Origin of the sequence: Ruegeria sp. PrR005 (genome assembly GCF_010500245.1) — a bacterium.
Classification (GTDB): domain Bacteria; phylum Pseudomonadota; class Alphaproteobacteria; order Rhodobacterales; family Rhodobacteraceae; genus Ruegeria_B; species Ruegeria_B marisflavi.
This window is the reverse complement of sequence record NZ_JAAGOX010000004.1, coordinates 46,371-57,735: the sequence shown is the minus strand read 5'-3', so window position 1 is coordinate 57,735 and position 11,365 is coordinate 46,371. Positions and strand designations below refer to the sequence as shown.

At 64.7% G+C, this 11,365-nt stretch carries 12 protein-coding genes; 6 read left to right on the top strand and 6 right to left on the bottom strand.

What is annotated here, in order from left to right; genetic code table 11:
- Nucleotides 1–93 precede the first annotated feature (93 nt).
- Nucleotides 94–1,569 carry a leucyl aminopeptidase gene (locus tag G0P99_RS03100; protein WP_164127609.1) on the top strand — a complete coding sequence of 492 codons (1,476 nt, stop codon included), beginning with the start codon at nt 94–96 and terminating at the stop codon, nt 1,567–1,569.
- 5 nt (nt 1,570–1,574) lie between these two features.
- Nucleotides 1,575–2,039 carry a DNA polymerase III subunit chi gene (locus G0P99_RS03095; RefSeq protein ID WP_164127607.1) on the top strand — a complete coding sequence of 155 codons (465 nt, stop codon included), beginning with the start codon at nt 1,575–1,577 and terminating at the stop codon, nt 2,037–2,039.
- A 41-nt stretch (nt 2,040–2,080) separates the two neighbouring features.
- On the opposite strand, the gene G0P99_RS03090 is transcribed toward G0P99_RS03095, so the two are convergent.
- Complete coding sequence (locus G0P99_RS03090; RefSeq protein ID WP_164127605.1) at nt 2,081–2,653, bottom strand: N-acetyltransferase; 573 nt, start codon at nt 2,651–2,653, stop codon at nt 2,081–2,083.
- A gap of 266 nt (nt 2,654–2,919) precedes the next feature.
- Between G0P99_RS03090 and G0P99_RS03085 the strand changes: the two genes are divergently transcribed.
- Nucleotides 2,920–4,476, top strand: coding sequence for an AMP-binding protein (locus tag G0P99_RS03085; RefSeq protein ID WP_164127603.1), 1,557 nt, complete (start codon nt 2,920–2,922; stop codon nt 4,474–4,476).
- Nucleotides 4,477–4,485: 9 nt separating this feature from the next.
- Here G0P99_RS03085 and G0P99_RS03080 read toward each other — a convergent pair whose 3' ends face one another.
- The 4 genes from G0P99_RS03080 to G0P99_RS03065 are packed head-to-tail and all read right to left on the bottom strand — an operon-like array spanning nt 4,486 to nt 8,053.
- On the bottom strand, nt 4,486–5,067 hold the full coding sequence (locus G0P99_RS03080; RefSeq protein WP_164127601.1) for a TIGR02281 family clan AA aspartic protease: 582 nt from the start codon (nt 5,065–5,067) through the stop codon (nt 4,486–4,488).
- 39 nt (nt 5,068–5,106) lie between these two features.
- On the bottom strand, nt 5,107–5,727 hold the full coding sequence (locus tag G0P99_RS03075; RefSeq protein WP_164127599.1) for a MarC family protein: 621 nt from the start codon (nt 5,725–5,727) through the stop codon (nt 5,107–5,109).
- The gene (locus G0P99_RS03070) at nt 5,724–6,206 is read right to left on the bottom strand and encodes a GNAT family N-acetyltransferase (RefSeq protein WP_203582952.1); all 483 of its coding nucleotides are present in this window, start codon (nt 6,204–6,206) and stop codon (nt 5,724–5,726) included. The genes G0P99_RS03075 and G0P99_RS03070 overlap by 4 nt, the downstream gene beginning before the upstream one ends.
- The gene (locus G0P99_RS03065) at nt 6,203–8,053 is read right to left on the bottom strand and encodes an ABC-F family ATP-binding cassette domain-containing protein (RefSeq protein ID WP_164127595.1); all 1,851 of its coding nucleotides are present in this window, start codon (nt 8,051–8,053) and stop codon (nt 6,203–6,205) included. Before G0P99_RS03065 ends, G0P99_RS03070 begins: the two co-directional genes overlap by 4 nt.
- A 120-nt stretch (nt 8,054–8,173) precedes the next feature.
- Between G0P99_RS03065 and G0P99_RS03060 the strand changes: the two genes are divergently transcribed.
- Entirely contained in the window at nt 8,174–9,373 is a 1,200-nt protein-coding gene (locus G0P99_RS03060) for a multidrug effflux MFS transporter (protein WP_164127593.1), read from the top strand.
- Between the two features lie 127 nt (nt 9,374–9,500).
- Nucleotides 9,501–9,923 carry a nucleoside-diphosphate kinase gene (ndk, locus tag G0P99_RS03055; RefSeq protein ID WP_093027089.1) on the top strand — a complete coding sequence of 141 codons (423 nt, stop codon included), beginning with the start codon at nt 9,501–9,503 and terminating at the stop codon, nt 9,921–9,923.
- A 150-nt stretch (nt 9,924–10,073) separates the two neighbouring features.
- Here ndk and G0P99_RS03050 read toward each other — a convergent pair whose 3' ends face one another.
- Nucleotides 10,074–10,424: a TfoX/Sxy family DNA transformation protein gene (locus tag G0P99_RS03050; RefSeq protein ID WP_164127591.1), complete on the bottom strand. Its 351-nt coding sequence runs from the start codon at nt 10,422–10,424 to the stop codon at nt 10,074–10,076.
- 104 nt (nt 10,425–10,528) lie between these two features.
- On the opposite strand from G0P99_RS03050, the gene G0P99_RS03045 reads away from it, so the two are divergent.
- A complete protein-coding gene (locus G0P99_RS03045) occupies nt 10,529–11,350 on the top strand; it encodes a class I SAM-dependent methyltransferase (RefSeq protein ID WP_164127589.1) in 822 nt (273 codons plus the stop codon).
- Nucleotides 11,351–11,365 lie beyond the last annotated feature (15 nt).

Sequence of the window (11,365 nt, the reverse complement as noted above, 5' to 3'; positions counted from 1 at the left end):
CCTTAAAGCAAATGGTTGGCCGGGAAAACTGCTATCTGGTCAAGATGCGGTGGGCAGGCTACCTGTTGTCGGACAGATGTTGAGGAGACCCTGATGACCAGCCTGACCCAGATCCGTTTCGAAGAGCCGCAGATCGATGCCCTGGCAACCGTGACCGGACGGGTTGCGGTGATCCTGCCGCCCGAGGGCACGCTCAGCCCGGCGGCGCGGCGGCTCAATCGGCTGACTCGGGGCGCGCTGCTGCGGCTGGTGGAAAGCGAGCGGTTCTCCAAGCTCAAGACCGGCCAGACGGTTACGCTGGCTTGGCCTGCCGGGATGGCCGCCGAGGCACTGGATATTCTGGTGCTGCCGCGCCGGGCCGATGCTCTGACAGCGCGCAAGGGCGGCGCGGCTCTGGCCAAGCTGACAGGCGCCAAGCCGATGCTGGTGATGGCGGGCGGACAGGCGCGGACCGAACATCTGGCGTTGGGGCTGGCGCTGCGGGCCTATGACTTTACCGCGCACAAGACGCCTGGCGACGATGCCGAGGGCGACAAGGGCGCGGTCACCATCGCCCATAACAAGGCCGAGGCGGTGGCCGAGGCCTTTGCCCCGCTGCTGGCGGTGGCCGAGGGCGTGCACATGACCCGCGATCTGGTCAATGAACCGGCCAACGTACTGACCACCAGCGAATTCGCCAACCGTCTCAAGGATATGGAAGCACTGGGGCTGGAGGTCGAGGTGCTGGAAGAAGACAAGCTGGCCGAGCTTGGCATGCGCACGCTGCTGAGCGTCGGGCAGGGGTCCGACAGCCCGTCGAAGGTGGTCGTGATGCACTGGAATGGTGGCGAGAAGGACGCCGCCCCGCTGGCGCTGGTGGGCAAGGGCGTGGTGTTCGACACCGGCGGCATCTCGCTGAAACCCGCCGCCGGGATGGAAGACATGACCATGGACATGGGCGGTGCGGGCGTGGTCGCGGGCACCATGCGGGCGCTCGCCCTGCGCAAGGCCAAGGCCAATGTGGTGGGTCTGGTGGGCCTGGTCGAGAACATGCCCTCGGGCCGGGCCACCCGCCCGGGCGACGTGGTGAAATCGATGAAAGGCGACACGGTCGAGATCATCAACACCGATGCCGAGGGGCGGCTCGTTCTGTGCGACGTGATGTGGTACGCGCAGGAGCGGTTCAAGCCCACGGGGCTCATCGACCTCGCCACCCTGACCGGCGCCATCATCATCGGGCTGGGGCATGAGAATGCCGGGGTGTTCTCCAACGACGATACGCTGTGCAATGCTTTCCTCAAGGCTGCCGCTGCCGAGGGCGAGGGCGCCTGGCGGATGCCGCTGGGCAAGGCCTATGACGATATGTTGAAATCGCGTATCGCGGACATGAAGAACGTGGGCGGGCGGCCTGCCGGGTCGATCACTGCGGCGCAGTTTCTGGCGCGGTTCGTGCAAGAGGGCACGCCCTGGATCCACCTGGATATCGCCGGTGTGGCCTCGGTCACCTCGGAAACGGCCTGGGCGCCCAAGGGCGCGACTGGCTGGGGAGTGATGGCGCTGAACCGGCTGGTGGACGATCTGGCGGGTTGAAACCGATGGGCGCCGCCTATTTCTATCACCTGACCCGCAATCCGCTCGAGGAGACGCTGGGCGTGCTGCTGAGCAAGTCGCTGGCGGCGGGCTGGCGGGTGGCGGTGCGGGGCAGTGATCCGGAGCGGCTCGACTGGCTGGACGAGAAACTGTGGCTGGGCGCGGACGACGGGTTCCTGCCGCATGGAATGGCAGGTGGGCCGCATGATGCGGAACAGCCTGTGCTGCTGACCTCGAAACCCGAGCTGCCCAATGGCGCGACCTGTGTCATGTGCATCGACGGCGCCGCTGTCAGCCCCGAGGAAGTAACCGCGCTTGACCGGGTCTGCATCCTGTTCGACGGCAACGACCCCTCTGCGGTCGAGGCAGCGCGCGGCCAGTGGCGCACGCTGACCGGTGCGGGCTGTGCGGCGCAATACTGGTCCGAGGATTCGGGCCGCTGGGAGAAAAAGGCCGAAACCGGCGGCTGAACCGGCAACACCTCAATCCCCGCAGTCCGGGGTGGGACGGATCAGGCCGGCGGTCTGAACATTGGAAAAAGCGGAGGGGCTTCGTCCGTTTCGATGACGCCAATCTGCTCGAACCCGAAACGGCGGTACAGCGACAGGTTCGCCGGGTTGGTCGATTCCAGATAGGCAGGTCTTCCGTCGGCGTCGTACTGGTCCAGCGACGCCTTGAGCAGCGCCGAGCCCATACCTTTGCCCTGACGTACCGGATCGACGGCGATGAAGGCCAGGTGCCAACAGGGCTCGCGCGGGTGAATACGGTCCATCTGCTCGAATGTCGCAAAGAGGGCGGTGTGTTTTTCCGGGGCGACCGTCTCTTCAAAACAGGCCAACAGATTGTCTTCGTCCGGATGGACATCGGGCGGAAGCCACAAGGCAGCCGCCGTGCAGTCGCCATTGCGATAGGCCGACCCATGGTCGAACGCCCGCCCGCCAAAGAAGTTCATCACACGCGGAAAATGCTTCAGAAAGGCGTCCGGCTGCGGGTAGAGCCATCGTATGAACGGGTCGGCTACAAAGCCCAGCGTCAAGCCGTTGAGCACCTCGGTCTGGGCGGATCGGTCGGCTGTTTCGAACATGGGTCCCTCGTTGGAAGGTCTGTGGTCCGAGTTGCTTGGTCTTAGCGGATCATACCACATTGTTCCGATTCTGTCCGGAGTTCGCCTGCAACCGGGCCGCACCAGCGCAAAAGGAAAGACGTCGCCGAGACCCGACAGACCCCGGCACAGGCACCGCAGACGATGCCCGTCAGCAGCGCGCCTTTGTTCCGGTTACAACGCCCTAATCCAAAAACATTTGGAAAGTGGTCGAGCCAGCGTAGTCTGTCCCAAAAGGGGAGGTTGAAATGAATATTTACAAGAGCACTTTTCCGGACGTCGCCTTGTCGGACCTGACGGTCACCCAGCGGGTGTTCGCGGGTCTGGATCCTGCGGCCACGGTTCTGGTTGATGGGCCCTCGGGCCGCAGCCTGACGGGCGCGCAATTCATCGGCGGGGTCAAGGCGCTGGCCGGAGGGTTGACCGCGCGCGGCTGGGGCGCGGGCAAGGTTGTGGCGCTGATGGCGCCCAACATCCCCGAATATTGCGTGGTCTTCCACGCCTCGGTCTGGGCCGGCGGAACGGTCACAACGATCAACCCGACCTATACGGCGCATGAGGTGAACCATCAGCTCAAGGATGCGGGCGCCGATGTTTTGGTAACCATAGCGATGTTTGCCGACACCGCGCGTGCGGCGATCAAGGGCACCGGCGTCAGCGAGGTCGTGATCATCGGCGACGCGCCTGAGGGGATGGTGCCGCTCTCGGCGCTGATGGGGACACCCCTGGCCGAGCAGGCGCCGGTCGATCTGGATGAGCATATCGCGGTGCTGCCCTATTCGTCGGGCACGACAGGGCTGCCCAAGGGGGTGATGCTGACCCATCGCAACCTCGTGGTGAACATCGACCAGACGCTGGCGGCGGCGGAACTGGTTGCGAACGAAAAAACGGTGGCCTTTCTGCCGTTCTTTCACATCTACGGGCTTCAAGTGCTGATGAATATCTACATGGCAGCGGGGGGCGGTCTGGTGACCATGCCGCGCTTTGATCTTGAGATGTTCCTGAGCCTGATCACCCAATACCAGACCCCGCGCCTGTGGATCGTGCCGCCGGTGGCGCTGGCGTTGGCAAAGCATCCAATGGTGGAAAGCTATGATCTGTCCTGCGTGCAGCACATCAACTGTGCCGCAGCGCCGCTGAGCGCCGATCTCAGCGACGCCATGGGGCAGAGGCTGGGCACCAATGCGGCCCAGGGCTATGGCATGACCGAGCTGTCGCCGGTCAGCCATGTGTCACCCTATGGAAAGGGCAAACCGGGCGCCTCGGGGATCGCCATACCAAACACCGAGTCCCGGATCGTAAACCCCGAAACCTTGACCGACCTGCCGGCGGGCGAGGATGGCGAGCTTTGGGTGCGCGGGCCGCAGGTGATGAAAGGATATCTCAACAACCCCGCCGCCACGGCATCGACCATTGTCGAGGGCGGCTGGCTGCGTACCGGCGATATCGCTCATTTCGATGCGGACGGTTATCTCTATATCACCGACCGGCTGAAGGAGCTGATCAAGTACAAGGGGTTTCAGGTGGCCCCGGCCGAGGTGGAGGCCGAGTTGCTGACCCATCCCGCAATCGGCGATGCCGCCGTGATCGGCAGGCCCGACAGCGAGGCCGGGGAACTGCCCATGGCCTTTGTCGTTCCGGCGCCGGGGCAGACCGCTCCGACACTGGAAGAGGTGCAGGCCTATCTTGAAACCCGGCTGGCGCATTACAAGCAGGTGCGCGTTCTGGAGGTGGTCGAGGCGATCCCGAAATCCGCCTCGGGCAAGATCCTGCGCCGGCTCTTGCGCGACCAGATCGCGGGGTGAGCGGCGGGTTTAGCGGCTCAGTACCAGTTTGCCGCCCGCGATCTCGATACTACCGAACCGTTGCAGGTAATCCATCCCGAGGAGCGATTCGCTCATCTCGCCTTCGTTCACCCAGGCGGTGACGCCTTGGTCGGTGAACCCGCCCAACTGCACCTGGCCCAGTTTCACCGGTGCGGTGCGTACCTCGCCATTAGCGGTATAGGCGCGGCCGAAATAGTTGAGCGCACCGGTGTCGATGCCCAGCCGTTCGGCATCCGCATGGCTCAGCACCACCTGGCTGGCGCCGGTATCGACCAGAAAGCGCAGCGGTTTGTCCTCGACGATGAGCGTCGCGTAATAATGGCCGTTGGGGCTGCGCGGAATCTCGACCCGGTTCTCGCTCACCGAGATGCGCGGGGTGCCCGCAACGGTCCCGCGAATGTCCTGCCAGAGACCCACCACCGCAATCGCACCGATGAAGATGAACACCCAGGCCAGCGCCATTTGCACGGACTTGCCCAGGCTCGCGCGATTATGGCTGATGAACCAGAACACCAGCGCCGCGCCAAGCAGCGAGAGATAGATCAGGCGGGCGGTGCTGTCTGCGTCCATGAACGTCTTTTCCTGTGGGGTCCTTTCCGATATGGGGTGTCACCCGGCAAAGCCAAAGGCCCGGAGCCCGTCGAGGATGAATTGTACCGCCAGCGCCGCCAGCAGCATGCCCAGAAGGCGGGTCACCACGTTTAGCCCGGTCTTGCCCAGAAGTCGCGCCAAGAGGCCGGAGATGAGATAGAGGAACAGCACCACCGCCAGCACCGCCAGCATCACCCCGATCACGGTGGCCAGCCCCTCGGCGCCGGGATGCTGGCCTGCCAGCAGGATCATGGTGGCGATCGAGCCGGGACCGGCGATCAGCGGAATACCCAGCGGGAACACCGAGGGGTCGGCATGGTCTTCAGCCTCGGCCCGGTCCTCGCGCCGCTTGGTGCGGCGTTCGAACAGCATGTCGAGCGCGGTGAGGAACAAGAGCACGCCGCCCGCGACCCGAAAAGCCGGCATCGAGATGCCTACAAAGCCCAGCACCGCCTCGCCAAAGGCCGCGAACATGGCCAGGATGCCCGCCGCCGTCAGGCAGGCGCGCAGCGCGATGCCGCGCCGGGTGCGGCTGTCCATGCCCTGGGTCAGTGCCATGAAGATGGGCGTCTGACCCGGCGGGTCGATCACCACGAAAAGCGTGGTGAATGCGGTGATCAGAAAGGCGGTGTCGATCATGTCCCCTCCGTCTGGTCGGGCGCGGGCAGGTCAAATCGCTTGCCCACGGCGCCGTCAAGCGCGCGCCAGGTCTGAAAGCCAAGCGCGGTGTAATAGGCCAAACCTTCTGCATTCGCCGTACCGATGGTGGCGTCGATATGGGCCAGATTGGCATCCTGCGCCGCCGCCAGCGTGCTGGCGAACACCGCCCGCCCGATGCCCCGGCGGCCCGCATCGGCGGCGACATAGGTGCCGATGATTCCCCAGCCTGCGGGCAGGTCATAATCGTTCCGGGCGCGCGCGACTTTCAGTGACTGAAAGCCGAGGATGCGTTCGCCCGCGCAGGCCACGGCACAGCTCAACCGGTCGGGATGCGCGATGTAATGGGCCAGAACAGTCGCCGCATCGCCCCGGCGGGCACTGTTCCAGCCGGTGAGGATCGGTTGCAGTACCGCGCTCATCGCGGCGGCATCCGCCGCCTCTGCCTGCCGGACGATCATGAGGCCTGCGCGGCGTCGAGTTTCTCTTGCGCGTCCATCCACAGGGTCTCGGCCCGGTCCATCGCGTCCTTCAGCTCCGCATATTTGCGGTTCCAGACTTCGAGATCGGCGACCTTGTCATCGGTGTAAAGCGCAGGGTCGGCCAGTTTGGCGGCGAGTTTGTCGTGCATCTCGGTCAGCTTCTCGACCCGCTCTTCGCATTTGCGCAGCTCGGCCCGCAGTGCAAGTACGGTGTCGCGGCTGGCGCGCTTGGGTTTGGCCTCGGTCGGTTTTACCGGTTCCGGCTTGTCACGCGCCAGCAGGAAATCGCGGTAAGCCTCCAGATCGCCGTCAAAGGGTCTGACCGACCCGTCCGAGACCAGCCACAGCCGGTCGGCCACAAGGGTCAGAAGGTGCATGTCGTGGCTGACCAGGATCACCGCCCCGGTATAATCGGTCAGCGCCTCGACCAGCGCCTCGCGGCTTTCGATGTCGAGGTGGTTGGTCGGCTCGTCGAGGATCAGCATATGCGGCGCATCAAGAGTGGCGATCAGCAGGCTGAGGCGCGCCTTTTGCCCGCCCGAGAGCCGCCCAACGGCCGTTTCCGCCTGTTCGGCGCCTAGGCCGAAGCCCGCCAGCCGCGCCCGCGCTTTCGCCGGCGCCTCGTCCGGGCGCAGGCGGCGCAGGTGGTCGAGGGGGGTTTCGTCCACATATAGCTCGTCGACCTGGTGCTGGGCGAAATAGCCAATGCGCAGCTTGGGCGAGCGGGTCATCCGCCCCGCCATCAGCGGCAGACGGTCCGAGAGCAGTTTCGACAAGGTGGATTTGCCCTGGCCGTTCTTGCCCAAGAGCGCGATCCGGTCGTCCTGGTCGATGCGCAGGTTCAGCCGTTTCAGGACCTGCGTTTCACCATAGCCCGTCACCCCGCCTTCGAGATGGATGATCGGGGGCGACATCTCCTCGGGCTTGGGAAAGGTGAAGGCGCGCAATGCGGCCTCCTGCGGGCTGCTGATTGGTTGCATCCGGGCCAGCGCCTTGAGGCGCGACTGTGCCTGCTTGGCCTTGTCCGCCTTGTACCGGAAGCGGTCGACATAAGATTGCAGATGCGCGCGGCGTGCCTCCTGCTTCTTGGCCATCGCCTGGGCCTGGGCCAGGTTTTCGGCCCGCTGGCGGGCGAACTGGTCGTAGGGGCCCTGGTAGAGGGTCAGCTTGCGATCCTCCAGATGCAGGATCGCGCCGACGGCACGGTTCAAAAGCCCGCGGTCGTGGCTGATGATGATCACCGTATGGGGGTATTTCGCCAGATAGCTTTCCAGCCACAACGCCCCTTCGAGGTCGAGATAGTTGGTCGGTTCGTCCAGGAGCAGCAGGTCGGGCTGGGAAAACAGCACCGCCGCCAGCGCCACCCGCATCCGCCAGCCGCCCGAGAAATCGGAACAGGGTTTCAGTTGTTCGTCATCGTCGAATCCCAGCCCCTTGAGGATCGAGGCGGCGCGCGCGGGCGCGCTCCAGGCGTCGATATCGGCCAGCCGGGTCTGCACCTCGGCGATGCGGGTCGGATCGGTGGCGGTTTCCGCCTCGGCCAGGAGCGCGGACCGTTCGGTATCGGCGGCCAGAACCGTATCAAGCAGAGAGACGTCCGAGGCGGGCGCCTCTTGCGCAACGCCGCCGATACGGGCGCGGCGGGGCAGGGCGATATTGCCGGTTTCCAGCGCCAGTTCGCCCCGGATCAGGCGAAAAAGCGTGGTCTTGCCGGTGCCGTTGCGGCCCACCAGACCGACCTTGTGGCCATCGGGAATGATGGCGCTGGCGCCGTCGAACAGCGGCCGGCCCTCGATCGCGTAAGAGATGTTATCAATCCTCAACATGGGCGCGCTCATAACAGAGAGGTGAGGGGGCCGCCAGCGGCTTGGGCCCGTTGCCGGGATGGTCAAGCGCGCGGCCGCGTGATAGCGCGGAAATACAGCCCAACCCGCCGGATTTCGCCCATGCGTCCCGCCACCAACCCGCCGCATCTGATCACGCTTGTTCTGGCCACCGCGCTGGCGGTTCTGACCCTGAACATGTTCCTGCCGTCGCTGGCGCATATCGCTTCGGATTTCGGGGTGGACTACGCGCTGGCGAACCTGTCGATAGCGGGATACCTGATCATCACCGGTGTCTTGCAGCTGATCATGGGGCCTTTGTCTGACCGTTATGGCAGGCGCCCAGTGCTTTTGTGGTCGATGGGTGTCTTTGCGCTGGCTTCTGTCGGATGCGCGCTGGCCGAGAATATCTGGGTCTTTCTTGGCTTCCGGATGGTGCAGGGCGCGGTGATCGCGGGGCAGGTCCTGCCTCGGGCAGCGCTGCGCGATCTCTACCCGCCGTCACAGGCCGCGGCGCGGCTGGGGCAATTGTCCATGGCGATGGCGCTTGCGCCGATGCTGGGGCCGATGCTGGGGGGCGTGCTGGAGAGCCTGTTTGGATGGCGGGCCGGGTTTGTTCTCTATGCCGTCATGGGATTCGGAATGCTGGCGCTCGTCTGGGCGGATATGGGTGAAACGAACCAGAACCGCTCGGCCACCTTCGGGGCACAGATGCGACAGTACCCCGAGCTGTTCGGATCGCGCCGGTTCTGGGGTTACAGTCTGTGTGCCGCCTTCTCGGTCGGGGGCTTTTACGCCTTCATCACCGGCGCGCCCATGGTGGCGGCGGCCTGGTTCGAGCTCAGCCCGGCGATGCTGGGTCTGGGTATCGGCATCATCACTTTGGGATTCATGGCCGGTAACTTCGTCACCGGGCGTATCGCGCCGCGCGTGGGGCTGATGCCGCTGGTCGTCGCCGGGCGCTGGGTGGCGAGTGCGGGGCCACTTCTGGGGCTGGTACTGTTTCTTGTCGGGCAGGGATCGGTCTGGGTGTTCTTTGCCTCGGCCATATTCGTGGGCTTTGGCAACGGGCTGACGCTGGCCAATGCCAATGCCGGGCTGATGTCGGTGCGCCCGCATCTGGCGGGCAGCGCCTCGGGCCTGTCAGGCGCGCTGACCGTGGCGCTGGGGGCGGCGCTGACCACGGCGACGGGTGTCGTCGTGAATGCTCAGAACGCGCCTTATGCCGTTCTGGGGCTGATGCTGGCCGCCAGCCTGCTCAGCCTGGTTGCCGCGCTCTATACACGCTGGGTCGACCTGCGCGAGCCCCTGATCGATAGCTGACCCGACAATCCCCTTATCGGGCCCGGGATTTGCCATCATGGCACTTTCCTTGCGCGTTCCATCGTGATAGGCGGCGCGCGACACATCCGGCGCGAAAGGCGCGCCGCCAGATTCAAGGAGAGCCCCGATGGCACTGGAACGCACCTTTTCGATCATCAAGCCCGATGCAACCCGCCGCAACCTGACCGGCAAGATCAACGCCAAATTCGAGGAAGCCGGTCTGCGCATCGTCGCGCAGAAGCGCATCCACATGACCAAGGAACAGGCCGGTAAGTTCTACGAAGTGCACGCTGCCCGCCCGTTCTATGACGAACTGTGCGAATTCATGTCCTCGGCCCCGGTCGTGGTGCAGGTTCTGGAAGGCGAGAACGCCATTGCCAAGAACCGCGAAGTGATGGGCGCCACCAACCCCGCCGACGCGGCCCCCGGCACCATCCGCGCCGAGTTTGCCGAGTCGGTCGGCGAGAACTCGGTTCACGGCTCGGACGCGCCGGAAACTGCCGCTGTCGAGATCGCCTATTTCTTCTCGGGTATCGAACTGGTCGGCTGAGCCGCCGGTCGACGGACCTGAACGAACAAGAAAAGCCGCCCCGGTTTCGCGGGCGGCTTTTTCATTGGCCGGGGACGGGGGCGCTGCCCCCATCGCGCCGGGGGCGCGATTCCCCCGGGATATTTGGAGCAAGAGGAAAGTGCGGGCGCGTCAGGTTTGCGGGCGCAGATCCTCGGGGCGGACGCGGACACCCAGAGCGTCAAGCTCGGCGATGAGTCGGCTTGCGGGGGCGGGTTTCGCCGCCGCCTTGATCGCGTCGAAACGGGCGCGCAGTTCAGCCTTTTCCTTGCCCTTGCAATCGTTCCAGGGGCGGCCTTGCAGGCCCATCACGAGAACATAGTAGCCAATGAAATGCGGCCGGGTTCCGGCCTCGATCAGCCGGGCATAGGCGGCGTCCGGCCCGATTTCGCGCAATTCCTGGGCGGAATGGATACCGGCACGCGCGCAAGCCTCCTGAAAGGCGGGGCCGAGGTTGCGGATGGAAGAGACGGGATCGGACATGGGGCGACCTTACGTGTCGTCGGACGAAAAGTCACCGGGGGGCGCTGCATGCTTGTCCGGCGTAAATCCCTGCGGTAGTCACAGGTTCGTGAGGGGGGATTTGCATGAGCATATTGGGGCGTCTGTTTTACAAATCGCGCAAGTTCTATGACGACGATTTCGACTGGAGCAGCTACACGGCCGACAGTTACCACCGGCGTCTGAAGGGTGATATTGAAAGCAACTTCAGAACGATATCGGACGAAGGTGATCTGTCGCTCGAGACTGAGACCGGCAAGGTCAGCGTCAGGGGCGGCGCGCTTCACCCCAATGTACAACTGATCCTGGAGACCATCGGACAGCTGCAACCCGCCTCGGTGCACGAAGTCGGCTGTGGCGGGGGCGATCATGTGGCGCATGCTTCTGTGCTGTTCCCGGATATTCAGGTGACCGGCGGCGATCGCGGCGAGACTCAGCTCGACCTGGCCATTGCGCGGCATCCGCAGCTGTTGGGCAAGGTCGGCATACAGGACATCACCATGCCCTTCTCTGACCAATGGCCCCGCGCCGAGATGGTCTATAGCCAGGCGGTGATTATGCATATCCATACCGCGGTCAGCCACTTTGTGGCCCTGTCCAACATGGTGCGGCAGGCCGGGAAATACGTTCTGCTGGTCGAGAATGTGCAGTGCCACAACTTCGTCCAGGACCTGATCGCCCTGGAGGAAGGTGGACATCTGGCCTGGGGCAAGGTGCATCTGTACCAGGTCGAGGGATCGACTGGCGCGCGCGGGATTCTGGTGTCCCGAGAGCCGCTGGGCTTGCCCGAACTGGTATCGGACGCGCAGATGCGCGCCGGAGAGATGCCTTCGGTCCGCCGGTTGCGCCGTTCGGACGAGGACAGCGAGCGGGCCCTGACGGGGTTCGTGCGGGATTGGCGCAAGTGATGGTATCTGGAGGAG